Below are 16,149 nucleotides of genomic sequence, written 5' to 3' on the forward strand. Positions count from 1 at the left end.
GCACGGAGTCATTATGCTATTACTTGATAAAGAAAAACCCGCGATTCACAGCAGCAGAAAAGTTGCCGTTTTGTCCACTTCGACGGAAATTCAAGATAAAGTGTCGCAACGCTTGCGCGTGCAAGGTATGGAATATATCGAAATTTTAAATGCCGATTTATTTACTTCCAATATTGCGTTAAACGCGGAAGATATCGTCGGCATTATTATCGATATTCATAATGAAACCGATATTGTCCGAATTGCCGAATATATTAATACGATCGTTCCGCAAAACATATGGTGTTGTTTAATCGGCAATTCGGACTCCATCACAATGGCGGAAAAATTGTTAAAACGCGGTATTTTATATTTCCATACCGATACGCAATTAGATTTGATGATGGAAAAAATCACCGCCTCCGAAATGCATACGGAACACAACCGACACACCATTAAAATTTGCGTGTTGGGTTGTAAAGGCGGGATCGGCAGCAGTTTTATCAGCTCGCACATCGCCAATCAAATTATTACCCATAAAAAAATTCCCGTCTTATTAGCGCAAGGCCCGAACGGCTCGCAAGATTTGGATTTGTTATTTGATAAAAAATTGCAAGGCGATATCGTTAAATATGACGATTATCTGGATTTATTTAACGGGAAAGCCGAAAAATTAACCAGTGCGCAGACCGAAAAATACAATTTTATTATCTATGACCAACCTATTTTTAATATTAATAAGGATTATTTTCCGAATTTCTTTGAATACGGGAATAATTTTATTCTTGTCGTGGATCGTCATATCGGTTCTTTACGCGTGGCAAAACAATTTTTAGATCAATGCGAAAACAGTAATCAAATCATCCGCACTTTCGTATGTATTTCGGATCATAAGGCGAAAAACGATCAATTAATGTCGAAAGCCGATATCGAAACCTTATTAAATACGAAAGTGGATACGGTGATTCCGTTTATTCCTCATACGGTGAGTAAAAACGTACTCTGGGTTAAATTTAAGAAAATCCACAAAAACGCCTTTTTCTCCTTAGCGATGAAAATTATCGGTATTTTACCGAGAAATAACACATCGACGGACAACAAAGGGTTATTTTCGTCCTTATTACAAAAACTACTGAATAAATAAGAAAAACGATTATGTTAAACAAAGAACAACAAGTATTTTTCAGAAATGCAGTGTTAAGTAATCTGGATATCGAAAAACTCGAACAAATTCAAGAGGAACGCCAAACGCTTCTGAATGAATTAACCCAGATTGTCTATCGTGTCGGCACACAAAACGGGCAATATATCACCGCACTTGACGCCGGCGAGATGGCGGAAATCATCGCCGATGAAATCACCGGCTACGGCCCGTTACGCGAGCTAATGGAAGATGATACGGTGAATGATATTTTGGTTAACGGCCCAAATGATATTTGGGTCGAACATGCCGGTATTTTGGAAAAAACCGCCAAACAATTTATCAACAACGAACAATTAACCGATATCGCCAAACGTTTGGTGGCGCGCGTCGGACGTCGGATCGACGACGGCTCGCCGCTGGTGGACTCGCGTTTACCCGACGGCAGCCGTTTAAACGTGGTGGTTGCGCCGATTGCCTTGGACGGTACGTCCATTTCCATTCGTAAATTCAGCAAAAACAAAAAAACGCTGGAAGAATTGGTCAATTTCGGCTCGATGACCTTGGAAATGGCGAATTTTTTAATTATCGCCGCCCGCTCGCGCGTGAATATCATCGTTTCCGGCGGGACGGGTTCCGGTAAAACTACGCTGTTAAATGCGTTATCGAACTATATTTCCCACACCGAACGCGTGATCACCTTAGAAGATACCGCCGAGTTGCGTTTGGAGCAGCCGCACGTCGTTCGTTTGGAAACCCGTATCGCGGGTATCGAACACACCGGCGCGGTAACAATGCAAGATTTGGTGATCAACGCCCTGCGGATGCGTCCGGAACGGATTATCGTCGGGGAATGTCGTGGTGCGGAAGCTTTCCAAATGCTGCAAGCGATGAATACCGGTCACGACGGTTCAATGTCCACCCTACACGCCAACAGTCCGCGCGATGCCACATCGCGTTTGGAAAGTATGGTGATGATGTCGAATGCGTCGCTTCCGCTGGAAGCCATTCGACGCAATATTGCCTCGGCGATTAACATTATCGTGCAAGCCTCGCGCTTAAACGACGGTACGCGGAAAATTACCAATATTACCGAAATAATGGGAATGGAAAGCGGACAAATCGTGTTGCAAGATATTTTTACTTATCAACCGAGCCAATATCACGATAAAGAAGGAAAAATTATCGGCGAATTTATTTCGCACGGTTTGTTATCCAATTCCGTGGTGTACCAAAATGCGCAGATCTTTAATTTAAGCGACGAACTGCAACAAATATTCGGAGGAATATAATGTTTTTTTATTACACCGTCGTCGCCTTCGGTTGTTTTCTACTTTCTTATGTCGCTGTCAATTTTTTGCGGCTAAAAAAGAAAGTAAACCAAAATGATACATCAACCAGAACGATCGAAGAATTTATCAAAAAAATTAAATTTAAGACCGCACTTTGACGACATTATTTTACCGGCGGAAAAGAATGCAATTTATTAAGAAATATTTTAATCAGCGTGCTGGTGTTATTTTTTATGTTGTATATCAATTCCGCTTATTTAAAAGTTGATAAAAGACTCTTTTTAGCGATTTATTTAATCCTATTCGTGATATTTATCTGGAAATTAGGCGAATATCGCAATCGAAAAGAGTTTGAAGAATTATTTCCGGAAATCATTCAAATTCTTAATTCCGCCACCTCGTCCGGCGCCGGTTTATTACAAGCGTTGGAACGTTGCGGCAGAGACGTCGGCGGACAAATCGGTCGTGAATTTAAATCGATTCATAAACGCTTGTCCATCGGTGAAGATGTGAATGCGGTTTTTGAAGATAGTTATAACCGTTATCCTTATAAAGAATATTACTTCTTTATTACGATTATCCGCGTGAACTTATCCAAAGGCGGGCAAATGCGCGAAGTTGTTAATCGACTCGGACGTGCGATCGCCGATAACAAAAAAATGGAAAAGAAAAAACGTACGATGACTTCGGAAGCCAGAATGTCCGCGCTTATCGTTGCATCTTTTCCCATCGTATTTTTTATCTTTATGAAATTTATGATGCCGGAAAATTTTGATTTTATTATCAATGATCCGCAAGGAAGATTAATTCTTTATTACGTTATCGGCAGCGAAACCTTAGGTATGTCGATTATTTGGTGGTTAATGAGAAAGGTATCCTAATGTACAACGCAATATTTATTTTCTTATTATTAACCGTTTCCGGCTTTCTATTTTTCTTTACTGCGATAATCAGTAAAAATAAATTATCGCGAAATAAAGATATTCTTTCCGGCAAAGTGCCGAAAGAAAAGAAATCGCAGGATAACGAAAAAGAAAAAAATAAACAGCAGCTTGAGCTGGAATCTTTATTGGTTGGCAACAGCAAATATTTATCGTTTATTCATAAAATCGATAAAAATCTTAAATATAAAGTGGCGATCTCATTGGTTATTTTCTTGTTTTATTTCTTATTGTTCGCCGATAACAGTGCGAATAAAAAAGATATGGCAATGGTTTTCGGCGGAATTTTTGTCGCAATGATTATAATTCCGGGGATATTAACCAAAATGTTGCTGAAACGGAAAATCAAAAAAATTATGAGCGATTTGCCCGGTTTCGTCGATTTGGTGGCGATTTGCGTGCAAACGGGGATGACAATCAACGCGTCGTTATTGCGCGTCGCGGAAGATTTCAAAACGTTAAATCCCGATTTAAGCTACATAATGTTGCGTATTATCCGTAAAGCGGAAATCGTCGGATTATTGGCCGCACTTGATTCGTTACCCGCGTCCTTGCCGACAAGAGAAATCCGAATGTTTACCACTGTGTTGCAACAGAGCTTAAATTTCGGTTCGTCAATTTATTCTCATCTTTTGCAATTATCTTCCGATATGCGCGAAATGCAGTTATTAACGCTTGAAGAATATCTCGGTACGCTTTCGGCGAAAATGAGTGTTCCGTTAATTTTATTTATTATGTTCCCCATCGTCATTTTAATTGTGGTGCCGGGTTTTATGAGGGTCTTTCCAAATGTGTAATCGTTTTTTAAAAAATGTTTTAATTTTATCGTTAAGTTTAACCGTTGCCGCCTGTGCGGATTCCCTTTCTTCTTCATTGGTCGAAGACGATAATTTTTCTTCCAAAGAAAAATTATACGAATCCACACAAAATTACAGCGGATTAGTTACCTTATATCGCGAGCAATTAAAATCCTTCGAGGATGATGCCACGCGTTATAAATTAGCGCGCGCTTATTATAACAAAGGCGATTACGAAGCCTCGTTATATCAAGTAAAACCGCTGACCGACGTTACAAATTCTTATTATGAATCCGCTTCATTATTAGAAGTGCGCGATTTAATTCAATTAAAAAACTTTGACAATGCATTAATGAGTGTTAACAGCCTCATCGAACGTTTCCCGAAAAACGCCGAAGCGCATAATTTACGCGGCGTTATTTTCGCCCAACAAGGCAATATGCAGCGCGCACAGCAAGATATTGCCGCCGCCAGAGATTTATTTATCAACGATGTGATCGCGGTGAATAATTTGGCAATGTTGAAAATTATTCACGGTGATTATAAAAACGCCGTGCAATTATTATTGCCGCAATATTTAAAAGGCGTGAAGGAATCCCGTTTGGTGCATAACTTGGTTTTCGCCTTAGTGAAAAGCGGCGATACGGAATATGCGTTGGATATTATTAAAAAAGAGCGGTTAAATTCTTCGCCGAATGATCTGGTGGCGGCATTGAAAAAAAACCAAGGCGCTTTTGATAAACCGAATAAAAAAACGGCTAAACGATAATATCGAGTGATAGCACAATGAAAAAAATCAACGACTTTTTATCCTGTCGGCGAGGCGTTTCCAGCATTGAATTCGGATTGACCATAGGAATTTTCTTTATGGTCTTTCTGATGATTTTGGAACTTTGTCGCCTCTCGGTTTTTACCGCCTATTGGGATTTTTTAATCACCGACAGCGTGCGGTTGGTTAAAAATACTCAGGCGGCGAATGCCGATTATGCCGAATCTTTCAAGAAAATCTTGTTAGCGAGACATCAAGAACAAGGAAATCCGGTTTTAGCGCTTTTTGCGGTGAAAAATGAAAAAATCGACGTCGGCGTGGATTATGCCGAAAGCATTAAAGATTTGGTTAAGGAAAATTTCCGCAAACCGATCACCATCAACGATGTTGTACAAGCGCCGAACGGTGAACTTGGTGCAATCGCGCGCTATCGGTTGAGTTATCATTACAATTACCTAATGCCGCTACCGTGGCTTCCGACGGAATGGGCTAGCCGAATGTTTAATCGAGAAATTATTACGGTGCAGGAATATGAAAGAGACAAGTTCCAATTTTAATTTGTTACGGCGATTTATTCGTCATCAATACGGTGCAGTGACGATCGAATTTGTCTTTGCCATCCTTTTCTTAGGTGTCATTTTGGCATTTATGGGCGATTTGGTGGTATTGCGTTCAACCATAGGTAAATTGGATAACGTAAGCTATTCCTTAACGGGCTTATTACGCGAACGCCTCCAATTACACGAAAGAAGTCCCTATCTTTGGGTGACTCAAGACGATCTGCAAAACTTTGAAACGATCGCCGAGCGAATGATGTTCGGAGAGAATAAGCAACACCCGAAACTTTATGTGTTGGTGGAATCTTTGATCCTGAGTCCACTGAAAGAAAATGAGGAATATCCTATCAAAGATTATAGGGGGCTCGGCACAAAGGGAAGCAATACAAAATGTAACCCTTCTCATCAAACATTAGATCAAAACCCGGATTTCAAAATACTTTCGCCGCTTTCCGAAGCCGATGCGACAAAGAAAATTCCGTTGTATCAAGTCACGGTTTGCGTCGAACAACACAGCTGGTTTAAGACCTTAGTGCTTTCTAAAGAACAAACAGAAAAAGATATCTTGCGTTCTTCTTCCTTTGCAGTAGGTCGTTAATATGAAACCGTTTCAATATGTCTCGACGCACGGCGAAATTCACTCCCTTCTCCCCTTGTGGGAGAAGGACAGATTTTTGTTTCGTTCAGAAACAAAAATCAGGATGAGGGGGATTTTGCGAAGCAAAATAACATTTTGTAATGACGATAAATTATTACCCCTCATCCGCCCTGCGGGCACCTTCTCCCACAAGGGGAGAAGGAAAATGATGATAAATGGCTATAAAGGTTTGTCATCAGTCTAGGACGCACTGCGTGCGTCCGTATTGCAAATACAACAAATTAAACTTTGTCATTAATCCGAAAGAAGTAACACCTCTTTCAATTAACTATCCGCCGTAAACGGCGAGATTTTAATCATAAGGTAGATTTTGATGAAAAAACAATCTCGTTTTATCACCGATTTTTTCGGTGTAATACGTTCGTTTTATCGCAACGAGCAAGGCGTATATTCAATTATGATCGCCGTTTTGTCGTTTGTTATTCTTGCCCTTGTCGCCCTTGCCGTGGACGGTTCCGGTTTATATTTAGACAAAGCACGCTTTTCGCAAGGCATAGAACAAGCGGGTTTGGCGTTGATTGCAGAAAATAACGAATTTAGGGAAAGAGGTAGAAGCCACTTTGATGTGAAACGCCAAAATCCGACGCTGAAAACAAAGGAAGCTAAAGATATCCCTGAGGAGGAATTACGGGAAGCGCAACATAAGCGCAATCAAGAATTAATTGAAGGCATCGCCAGATATTACTACCATCCGGCTACCTATTTTAAAGATCCTAGCAACAAAAAAATTAATGACGAGTATCAATATAGTTGTAAACGTTTACTCAATTCGGAGGGCAAACTAACGCGCAACATTAGTTGTGAAATCAGCGGATCCTTCGAGCGACCTTCTTGGTTATATTTCGGTAAATCTTATGAAGCCAAATTAACCTTCGGCGAATATGTCAATATTCAATCGGATAAAATCTATTTACAAAAAAATATCAGTGACATCGTTCCTATTGATGTGGTATTGGTTACCGACTTTAGCGGTTCGATGCTGCACCAAATAGAGAAAAAGGTGAATGATAATAGAAAGAAAAATCAACAGGCACCTAAGGCCCCTAGCAAAATTGAAATATTACGAGAAGTGGTTCAAACTATTAGTAACGAAGCGCTTGGAGACGATGAAAATGAAAGTGTAAATAAAATCAACCCGTCAATACACAAGCAAAATCGTATTCGCTTTGTTGGTTTTGCCGCCGGAGCTAAACAATTTGATAAATACGATAAAAATCCTGATAAATGTTATTTACCTTATGCGTTTAAACCGATAAACCCCACTGTAGAACAACTCACTACTGAAGTTTTCGGAGGCAAGCTTCATTGGACTGACCCACTTAGTCAGGAGGATGCCGCACTGATAAAAGTGGGTATCGATGCAATTAACGTCGAAAATATTGATATTCCTGAAACTATCAAGCGCATTGAGGGCTTTAGCGGAACAAAACAGGCATATGATTTTACTATCAATCATCAATACTGGCACTGCATCACGGATCTACTTCATAGCAAGGTGATCGCGCCTAGTGCACTGCCAACTACTAGTAATTGGTATGGATACGGGAAAGCAAAACGTTTAACTCGAGACTTTGTGAGAATTACACCGGGAGGCAACACGCTTATCAGTTCGGGAGTAATAATCGGCGCCAATTTACTTATGGATGTTAATGGGGCAAACGAGGCTAAACCAAATGTTGCACAAATGAATACAAGGAGAGTATTGTTAATTCTTTCCGATGGTGTAGATGAATTCGGTCTGGGTTTTGCACTAAACAACAGCCTCCGTAACTTTTATCCTAAATCTGAATATGAAGATAAAAGCCCGGGAATTTCGGAAAAATTAGTTGAAGAAGGAATGTGCGACAAGATCATTGAAAAATTAAATGCATTACAAGATCCGCACTATGAGACAGAACCTCCGCGCATCGGTTTTATCGCCTTCGGTTATATCGGCAAGCACGAGGGCGCTTCCGAATATTGGAAAAAATGCGTCAAGGAGCATTATTATGTGGCAAATAATAAAGAGCAGCTGTTAGATGCGTTTAGACAAATTATCGGTTTAAGCGAAGAAGTCGGTCACGTTGTCGAGAAACAATAATTCTCTCTGCGATCTTTAACCTATCAGGCGATTTTCCCACAAATCGCCTGATTTATTTTCGGTTATCTTCCGGACTAGAATTAAATTTAACATTAAATTAACACCACTAAATAAAATCTAAAATTTTAATTATTTTTCTAAATAAAAATAATAAATTGCGTTTTTTTATTATTTTTTAATTTTTCGAATTAATTCTATTTGACCTTTCTTGCAAATTTTGGTTATATCTATAGCAACACACCCATTTTATTCTTTTCCAGCGAGGTTATTATGATTCAACAATACTCTACTCTGCGTAACAACATTAATATGTTGGGACATTTTTTAGGGGAAACTATCAGCGACGCGCAAGGTAGCGATATTCTTGATTTAATTGAAAATATTCGTGTTCTTTCACGCGATTCCCGCGCAGGCGACGAAAAAGCCCGCAGCCGATTATTAGATACCTTGGCAACTATTTCGAACGATAATATTATTCCCGTTGCCCGTGCGTTCAGTCATTTCTTGAACTTAACCAATATTGCGGAACAATATCAAACCATTTCCCGTCGCCACGTTGACCAAGTATCCTCCTCCCGTTCATTGGAAGCCTTGTTCGCCCGTTTGAAAGAACAAAACGTGCCGAAAGAAAAAGTGGTCGAAACCGTTGAAAAATTATTGGTGGAATTAGTCTTAACCGCACACCCGACGGAAGTCACCCGCCGTTCTTTAGGGCATAAACACGTTGAAATCAACCGTTGCTTAAACCGTTTGGAACACGATGATTTAACCGAAGCGGAAAGTACCAAATTAAAACGTCGTTTAATGCAACTTATCGCGTTAGCTTGGCACACCAATGAAATTCGCACACAACGCCCGACCCCGGTGGACGAAGCGAAAAGCGGTATGGCAGTGATTGAAAACAGTTTATGGAAAGCCGTGCCGGAATTTTGTCGTCAAATTAATTTCCATTTGGAAAAAAACTTCGGCGTGCAACATCCTGTCGGATTAGCGCCGGTGAAATTTTCATCTTGGATGGGCGGCGACCGTGACGGCAACCCATTTGTTACCGCGCAAACCACTCGTCAAGTGTTGGCGATGAACCGTTGGAAAGCAGCGGAATTATTTTTAGAAGATATTAAAGTATTAGCCGACGAGCTTTCCGTTATTCAGTGCACCGATGAATTCCGTGCAAAATACGGCGATCATTTGGAGCCTTACCGCGTCGTAATTAAAGACTTACGCAGCAAATTAGTGAAAACCGTGGCGTATTACGGCGAGTTGATCGAAGGCAAACCGCACACCGTCGGCGAAAGCGATATTCTCACCCGCGACGAACAACTTTGGGAACCGCTTTACGACTGTTACCAATCTTTACAACAATGCGGTATGCGCATTATCGCCAACGGTGCGTTATTAGACTGTTTACGTCGTGTTCGTTGTTTCGGTTTGTCCTTATCCCGCTTGGATATTCGTCAAGAAAGTACGCGCCACAGCGACGCGATCGCCGAAATCACTCGTTATATCGGTTTAGGCGATTATTCTCAATGGACGGAGGACGATAAACAAGCCTTCTTAATTCGTGAGTTAAGTTCACGCCGTCCGCTTGTGCCGCGCGATTGGACGCCTTCCGCAGAAACCAAAGAAGTGTTGGATACCTGCAAAGTAATTGCGGAGCAAGAAGAAGGCGTCATTTCCTGCTATATCATTTCAATGGCGCGCACCGCTTCGGACGTGTTGGCTGTGCATTTATTATTAAAAGAAGCCGGCGTGCCTTATCATTTACCGGTCGTGCCGTTGTTCGAAACTCTTGACGACTTAAATGCCTCCGAAGAAGTAATGACCCAATTATTCAATGTGGGCTGGTATCGCGGTGTGATCAACAACAAACAAATGGTGATGATCGGCTATTCCGACAGTGCGAAAGACGCCGGAATGATGGCGGCGTCTTGGGCGCAATATCGCGCGCAAGAACAATTAGTCAACTTGTGCGAAAAACTCGGTATCGAACTGACTTTATTCCACGGTCGCGGCGGTACAATCGGTCGCGGCGGCGCACCGGCGCACGCGGCATTATTATCTCAACCGCCGCGTTCATTGAAAAACGGTTTACGCGTTACCGAACAAGGCGAAATGATCCGTTTCAAACTCGGTTTACCGGCAGTGGCGGTCGGCAGTTTGGATCTTTACGCCAGCGCTATTTTAGAAGCGAACCTACTTCCACCGCCGGAACCGAAAGATTCTTGGCGTGAAGTGATGAACGAATTATCCGATTCTTCTTGCGAAATTTATCGCGGCGTAGTGCGCGGCGACAAAGATTTCGTGCCATATTTCCGTTCCGCAACGCCTGAACAAGAATTATCCAAATTACCGTTGGGTTCACGTCCGGCAAAACGCAATCCGAACGGCGGCGTCGAAAGTTTACGCGCGATTCCTTGGATCTTCGCGTGGATGCAAAACCGCTTAATGCTACCGGCTTGGTTAGGCGCGGGCGCATCCGTTCGCCAAGCCATTGAAAATGGCAGAGGCGAAACTATCGAAGAAATGTGTAAACAATGGCCGTTTTTCTCTACGCGTATCGGAATGTTAGAAATGGTGTTCAGTAAAACCGATACTTGGTTATCCGAACATTACGATCAACATTTGGTGAAAAAAGAATTATGGTATCTCGGTCAATCCTTGCGCGAACAGCTGCAAGAAGACATTAAAACCATTTTGTCTTTATCCCACGAAGATCAATTAATGTCCGATTTACCTTGGGTTGCCGAATCCATTGCCTTGCGCAACGTTTATACTGACCCGCTCAACTTGTTGCAAGTGGAATTACTCCGCCGCTTACGCGAAAATCCGGAAAATCCGAATCCGGATGTCGAACAAGCGCTGATGATCACCATCACAGGTATCGCAGCAGGTATGCGTAATACGGGCTAGGTTGACAACAAACCATTCGCGCAAAAGTGCGGTCAAAAATGACCGCACTTTTTTCTTTTGTGTTATGATAACCCGACTTTTATTTAGCGAGAATTGATAAATGACTGATATTTATACAAAATTGGATCCCGATGCGGCGATTGATATTGCCTATGATATTTTTTTGGAAATGGCGGGCGAGAATTTAGATCCTGCGGATATTTTATTATTTAATCTGCAATTTGAAGAACGCGGCGCGGTGGAATTCGTTGAAACCGCCGACGATTGGGAACAAGAAATCGGCGTGTTGATTGATCCCGACGAATATGCCGAAGTTTGGATCGGTTTAGTTAACGAACAAGATGAAATGGACGATATTTTCGCCAAATTCCTGATTTCACATCGTGAAGAAGATCGCGAATATCATATTGTGTGGAAAAAATAATTTTTTTCCCTCAGACTTGCCTGACAGCGACCTAGGGTCGCAATCGGTCAATTATAAGTCGGTGGCTTTGCCAACTTTAAAAAGCAGTGGTAAAGCCGTTTTAAATTAATCACAAATCTTAATTTATTGTAATTTATAATACGGACGCACGCAGTGCGTCCCTACGGAAAGAGAATAAAAAAGTTCTTACTTTTCAATAAATTAAAATCCGATGTAGGGACGCACTGCGTGCGTCCGAATATACACGCCTCTTTGTCAACAAACCAAAAGGGCGTATCGCTACGCCCTTTCTGTAATATTTAATTCCGCTATGCTTATCGCCACGCTTTGAATTGATTGATCAATCCGTTTGTGGAGCTGTCGTGTGCGGAGACTTTTTCGTTATCAGCTAATTCCGGCAAAATGCGGTTTGCCAGTTGTTTACCTAATTCTACGCCCCATTGGTCGAAGCTGTAGATATTGAAAATAACGCCTTGCACAAAGATTTTATGTTCGTACATCGCAATTAACGCACCTAAACTGAACGGTGTGATTTTGCGTAATAAAATCGAGTTGGTCGGTCTGTTGCCGGTGAACACTTTAAACGGCACGATGTCTTTTACGTCATCTAAGGATTTACCCGCTTTCACGAATTCCGCTTCCACTTCTTCTTTGGTTTTGCCGAATGCAAGCGCTTCGGTTTGGGCGAAGAAGTTGGATAATAATTTGCTGTGATGATCGCTTAACGGATTGTGGCTTTGCGCCGGTGCGATAAAGTCACAAGGAATCAGAGTTTTACCTTGGTGAATTAATTGATAAAACGCGTGTTGTCCGTTTGTACCCGGTTCGCCCCAAATAATCGGGCCGGTTTGATAGTTCACCACTTTACCGTCGCGACCGACATATTTACCGTTCGATTCCATATTGCCTTGTTGGAAATAAGCGGCAAAGCGATGTAAATATTGATCGTAAGGCAAGATCGCCTCGGTTTGTGCGCCGAGGAAATTCGTGTTCCATAAACCGATTAAGGCAAGCGTCGCCGGAATATTTTGTTCGATCGGCGCGTTGCGGAAGTGTTTATCCATTTCGTGTGCACCGCTTAATAGCGCTTCGAAATTTTCAAAGCCGATAGAAAGGGCGATAGACAAACCGATCGCAGACCATAACGAATAACGTCCGCCGACCCAATCCCAGAATTCAAACATATTTTCGGTATCGATACCGAATTTTGCAACGTCTTTCGCATTGGTGGATAACGCGGCGAAATGTTTCGCGATATGCGCTTCGTCTTTTGCCGCCGCTAAGAACCATTCGCGCGCGGAAAGCGCGTTGGTCATTGTTTCTTGGGTGGTGAAAGTTTTTGACGCGACTAAAACCAATGTAGTTTCAGGATTAACTTTTTTCAAAGTTTCCGCAATATGCGTACCGTCCACGTTAGAGACAAAATGCATCGTTAAATGATTTTTATACGGACGCAATGCTTCGGTCACCATATAAGGCCCCAAATCCGATCCGCCGATACCGATATTAATCACATCGGTAATGGCTTTGCCGGTATAACCTTTCCATTCGCCGGAAATCACGCGATCACAGAAAACTTTCATTTTTGCCAATACGGCGTTCACTTCCGGCATTACGTCTTTGCCGTCCACCAATACCGGCGTATTGGAACGATTACGAAGTGCGGTATGTAATACGGCACGATCTTCCGTGCGGTTGATTTTTTCGCCGTTGAACATTGCTTCGGTAGCTTGGCTTAAAGCACATTCTTGCGCTAAGCGGCGAAGCAAACTCAAGGTTTCTTGATTGATATTATTTTTTGAAAAATCCACCAAAATTTCATCGTTAAACGTCAATGAATAAGCGTCAAAACGATCATTTTCTTGGGCGAAAAGCTGTTGCACCGTGGTTTGACCGAAAGTCGCTTTATGTTGTTCCAAGGCTTTCCAAGCGCTTGTTGTGGTCGGATTGATATTTTGCATTCTCGTTTCCTTCTTAATTTAAATAATATGAAATAGTATAGCCTAATCGCACGGCGTTGCCACTCCTCTATTTTCACTCGAACGGAGGAGGACAAACAAGGAGGAGCCGCCGCGTAATATTCGCCGTTTAATCGATATATTCCGTCAAGACGCGCGGTGTAAGTTTGGTGATTAATTCATAACTTAACACGCCGCCGATTTGTGCGATTTCTTCAATCGGCAATTCTTTGCCCCATAAAATAACTTCGTCGCCCACTTGATCTTGACTGTCGGCGCCTAAATCCACCGTCAGCATATCCATTGACACTTTACCCACAATCGGCACGCGGCGTCCGTTAACATAAACCGGCGTACCGCTCGGCATATCGCGCGGATAACCGTCGCCGTAACCGATGGCGATCACACCGATTTTCGTGTCTTTTTCACTGACCCAACGACCGCCGTATCCCACCGGTTCGCCTTTTTTGTGATCGCGCACCGCAATCAATGATGAGGTTAACGTCATCACCGGAATTAAGCCGTATTCTTTGCTCGGCGTATTGTTCGGCGAAATGCCGTACATAATAATGCCCGGTCGAATCCAATCTAAATGCGATTCCTGCCAGAACAAAATACCGCCGGACGCTGCAATGCTGCGTTCGCCTTGTTTATCTTGCGTTACGCGTAAAAAATCCGCTAATTGTTTTTCCGTATAACCGCAATCCAATTCGTCCGCGCGGCTGAAATGGCTGACGAAACCGATGTTTTTATCTACATTCGGGCAATCTTGCAACAAGCGATAAAATTCGTCCGTTTGTTCCAAGGATACGCCCAAACGGTGCATTCCCGTATCCACTTTCACCCACACTTTAATTTGATTCGGCACTTCCGCCCGCTGAAGTGCGGTTAATTGTTCGCGATTATGCACGATGGTTTGGATATTATTCACCGCAATGATCGGCAAATCTTTTTCGGAGAAAAAACCTTCCAACAGCAAGATCGGTTTGGTGATACCGTTGGATCGTAAACTAAGCGCTTCTTCCAAACGCGCCACACCGAAACAATCCACCATTTGCTCAATCGCGGAGGACACAAACACTACGCCGTGTCCGTATGCATTCGCTTTGACGATTGCGATAATTTTACTGTTCGGCGCTTTGCGCTTAATTTCTCGAATATTGTGTTTCAAAGCAACGGAGCTGATTTTTGCCGTTGCCGGTTTCATATGCATCATAATTAATACTCATCAATATATTCCGGTTGTTCTTTCAAATTGTCAAAGCGCGAGAAATGTCCTTGGAATTTCAACCGCACTTTTCCAATCGGGCCGTTACGTTGTTTACCGATAATAATTTCCGCAATGCCTTTGTCTTCGGAATTTTCGTTGTAAACTTCGTCACGATAAATAAACATAATCAAGTCCGCATCCTGCTCGATGGAGCCGGATTCACGCAAATCCGAGTTCACAGGTCGTCTGTCCGTGCGGTTTTCCAATGTACGATTTAACTGAGAAAGGGCGATCACCGGCACTTCCAATTCTTTCGCCAAGGCTTTTAAAGAACGGGAAATTTCCGCGATTTCCAAGGTACGATTATCGGCGCCCGGCACGCGCATAAGTTGCAAGTAGTCCACCATTATCAGGCTCAAGCCTTGATTTTCACGGTGCACTCGGCGCGCGCGCGAACGTAACTCCGTCGGTGTTAAGCCGGAAGCGTCATCAATAAATAAATTCGGTTTTTGTTTAAACATTCCGAGGGTGCTGCCGATTTGCGCCCAATCTCGTTCGTCCAAACCTTGTCCGGTTCGAATTTTGGTTTGATCCACGCGGGAAAGCGAAGCGATAGTACGCATCATCAGTTGTTCGGCGGGCATTTCCAAACTGAACACCAACACGGGTTTGTCGCTGGCTAACGCAGCGTTTTCGCATAAGTTCATTGCGAAAGTAGTTTTACCCATCGACGGACGCGCGGCAACGATAATTAAATCGGATTGTTGTAAACCGGCGGTTTTTTTGTCCAAATCAATAAATCCGGTAGTTACGCCGGTGACGCCGTTATGATTTTTGTTCTCGGTCAGCTGTTCGATTTTATCGATGGTTAATTCCAGAATATCAACAATGTTTTGCGGCCCTTCGCCGGAAGAGGTGCGTTTTTCGGCAATCGCAAAGACTTCCTTTTCCGCCTCGTCAAGAATTTGTTTGACATCCTGCCCTTTGGTCGCATAACTCATTGAGGCGATACGGTTTCCCGCCGCGATCAACTCGCGCAAAATCGCCTTTTCCCGCACGATGTCCGCATAAGCGATAATATTCGCCGCGCTCGGCGTGTTATTGGACAATTCCGCCAAATAGGCAAACCCGCCCACTTCATCGGCGACTTCACGCTTTTTCAGCGCGTCATCCAAGGTAAGTAAATCGATCGGTTGGTTTTGACGAATTAAATTCGTCATTTCTTGGAAAATCAAACGGTGTTCGAAGGTGTAAAAATCTTCGGCGATAATCCGCTCGGCAACGGCATCCCAATGGCTGTTACTCAACAAAATCCCACCCAAAACGGATTGTTCCGCTTCAATAGAATGCGGCGCGACGTTCATTTGCTCGATTGCTTTCTCTTTTGTTCGCTGAGGTTTTGAGGTGTTTTGTTGTGCCATAACGTTCGATTT

At 42.7% G+C, this 16,149-nt stretch carries 12 protein-coding genes and 1 pseudogene; 10 read left to right on the forward strand and 3 right to left on the reverse strand.

Annotated features, from left to right (window positions below; translation table 11 throughout):
- Positions 1–13: 13 nt before the first annotated feature.
- The 10 genes and pseudogenes from CVP04_RS04330 to CVP04_RS04375 all read left to right on the forward strand — a co-directional run bounded on the left by CVP04_RS04330 (position 14) and on the right by CVP04_RS04375 (position 11,548).
- On the forward strand, positions 14–1,123 hold the full coding sequence (locus CVP04_RS04330) for a CpaE/TadZ family protein (protein WP_100296296.1): 1,110 nt from the start codon (positions 14–16) through the stop codon (positions 1,121–1,123).
- 11 nt (positions 1,124–1,134) lie between these two features.
- Entirely contained in the window at positions 1,135–2,412 is a 1,278-nt protein-coding gene (locus tag CVP04_RS04335) for a TadA family conjugal transfer-associated ATPase (protein WP_100296297.1), read from the forward strand.
- Positions 2,412–3,293: pseudogene (locus tag CVP04_RS04340) on the forward strand (type II secretion system F family protein). The gene CVP04_RS04335 and the pseudogene CVP04_RS04340 overlap by 1 nt, the downstream one beginning before the upstream one ends.
- Entirely contained in the window at positions 3,293–4,150 is an 858-nt protein-coding gene (locus CVP04_RS04345) for a type II secretion system F family protein (protein WP_100296298.1), read from the forward strand. The pseudogene CVP04_RS04340 and the gene CVP04_RS04345 overlap by 1 nt, the downstream one beginning before the upstream one ends.
- Positions 4,143–4,919: a tetratricopeptide repeat protein gene (locus CVP04_RS04350; protein WP_100296299.1), complete on the forward strand. Its 777-nt coding sequence runs from the start codon at positions 4,143–4,145 to the stop codon at positions 4,917–4,919. Before CVP04_RS04345 ends, CVP04_RS04350 begins: the two co-directional genes overlap by 8 nt.
- 17 nt (positions 4,920–4,936) lie before the next feature.
- Positions 4,937–5,476: a TadE/TadG family type IV pilus assembly protein gene (locus CVP04_RS04355; protein WP_133118472.1), complete on the forward strand. Its 540-nt coding sequence runs from the start codon at positions 4,937–4,939 to the stop codon at positions 5,474–5,476.
- A complete protein-coding gene (tadF, locus tag CVP04_RS04360) occupies positions 5,451–6,074 on the forward strand; it encodes a tight adherence pilus pseudopilin TadF (RefSeq protein WP_100296301.1) in 624 nt (207 codons plus the stop codon). Before CVP04_RS04355 ends, tadF begins: the two co-directional genes overlap by 26 nt.
- A gap of 373 nt (positions 6,075–6,447) precedes the next feature.
- Positions 6,448–8,214 carry a TadE/TadG family type IV pilus assembly protein gene (locus CVP04_RS04365; RefSeq protein WP_100296302.1) on the forward strand — a complete coding sequence of 589 codons (1,767 nt, stop codon included), beginning with the start codon at positions 6,448–6,450 and terminating at the stop codon, positions 8,212–8,214.
- Between the two features lie 270 nt (positions 8,215–8,484).
- Entirely contained in the window at positions 8,485–11,124 is a 2,640-nt protein-coding gene (ppc, locus tag CVP04_RS04370; RefSeq protein ID WP_100296303.1) for a phosphoenolpyruvate carboxylase, read from the forward strand.
- A gap of 100 nt (positions 11,125–11,224) precedes the next feature.
- Positions 11,225–11,548 (forward strand): HI1450 family dsDNA-mimic protein, encoded by a 324-nt coding sequence (locus CVP04_RS04375; RefSeq protein ID WP_100296304.1) that lies wholly within the window; start codon positions 11,225–11,227, stop codon positions 11,546–11,548.
- Positions 11,549–11,862: 314 nt separating this feature from the next.
- On the opposite strand, the gene pgi is transcribed toward CVP04_RS04375, so the two are convergent.
- The 3 genes from pgi to CVP04_RS04390 form a co-directional block, all read right to left on the reverse strand.
- Positions 11,863–13,509: a glucose-6-phosphate isomerase gene (gene pgi, locus CVP04_RS04380; protein ID WP_100296305.1), complete on the reverse strand. Its 1,647-nt coding sequence runs from the start codon at positions 13,507–13,509 to the stop codon at positions 11,863–11,865.
- A 127-nt stretch (positions 13,510–13,636) separates the two neighbouring features.
- On the reverse strand, positions 13,637–14,713 hold the full coding sequence (gene alr / locus CVP04_RS04385) for an alanine racemase (RefSeq protein WP_165772772.1): 1,077 nt from the start codon (positions 14,711–14,713) through the stop codon (positions 13,637–13,639).
- An 11-nt stretch (positions 14,714–14,724) separates the two neighbouring features.
- Positions 14,725–16,137 carry a replicative DNA helicase gene (locus tag CVP04_RS04390; protein WP_100296306.1) on the reverse strand — a complete coding sequence of 471 codons (1,413 nt, stop codon included), beginning with the start codon at positions 16,135–16,137 and terminating at the stop codon, positions 14,725–14,727.
- Positions 16,138–16,149: the final 12 nt, after the last annotated feature.

Source organism: Caviibacterium pharyngocola (genome assembly GCF_002795405.1).
GTDB lineage: Bacteria > Pseudomonadota > Gammaproteobacteria > Enterobacterales > Pasteurellaceae > Caviibacterium > Caviibacterium pharyngocola.

Coding starts and splice junctions, on each gene's coding strand:
- CVP04_RS04375 (WP_100296304.1), top strand. CDS start 11,225: ATGACTGATATTTATACAAAATTGGATCCCGATGCGGCGATTGATATT.
- CVP04_RS04350 (WP_100296299.1), top strand. CDS start 4,143: ATGTGTAATCGTTTTTTAAAAAATGTTTTAATTTTATCGTTAAGTTTA.
- CVP04_RS04365 (WP_100296302.1), top strand. CDS start 6,448: ATGAAAAAACAATCTCGTTTTATCACCGATTTTTTCGGTGTAATACGT.
- CVP04_RS04345 (WP_100296298.1), top strand. CDS start 3,293: ATGTACAACGCAATATTTATTTTCTTATTATTAACCGTTTCCGGCTTT.
- tadF (WP_100296301.1), top strand. CDS start 5,451: ATGAAAGAGACAAGTTCCAATTTTAATTTGTTACGGCGATTTATTCGT.
- alr (WP_165772772.1), bottom strand. CDS start 14,713: ATGAAACCGGCAACGGCAAAAATCAGCTCCGTTGCTTTGAAACACAAT.
- ppc (WP_100296303.1), top strand. CDS start 8,485: ATGATTCAACAATACTCTACTCTGCGTAACAACATTAATATGTTGGGA.
- CVP04_RS04330 (WP_100296296.1), top strand. CDS start 14: ATGCTATTACTTGATAAAGAAAAACCCGCGATTCACAGCAGCAGAAAA.
- CVP04_RS04390 (WP_100296306.1), bottom strand. CDS start 16,137: ATGGCACAACAAAACACCTCAAAACCTCAGCGAACAAAAGAGAAAGCA.
- CVP04_RS04355 (WP_133118472.1), top strand. CDS start 4,937: ATGAAAAAAATCAACGACTTTTTATCCTGTCGGCGAGGCGTTTCCAGC.
- pgi (WP_100296305.1), bottom strand. CDS start 13,509: ATGCAAAATATCAATCCGACCACAACAAGCGCTTGGAAAGCCTTGGAA.
- CVP04_RS04335 (WP_100296297.1), top strand. CDS start 1,135: ATGTTAAACAAAGAACAACAAGTATTTTTCAGAAATGCAGTGTTAAGT.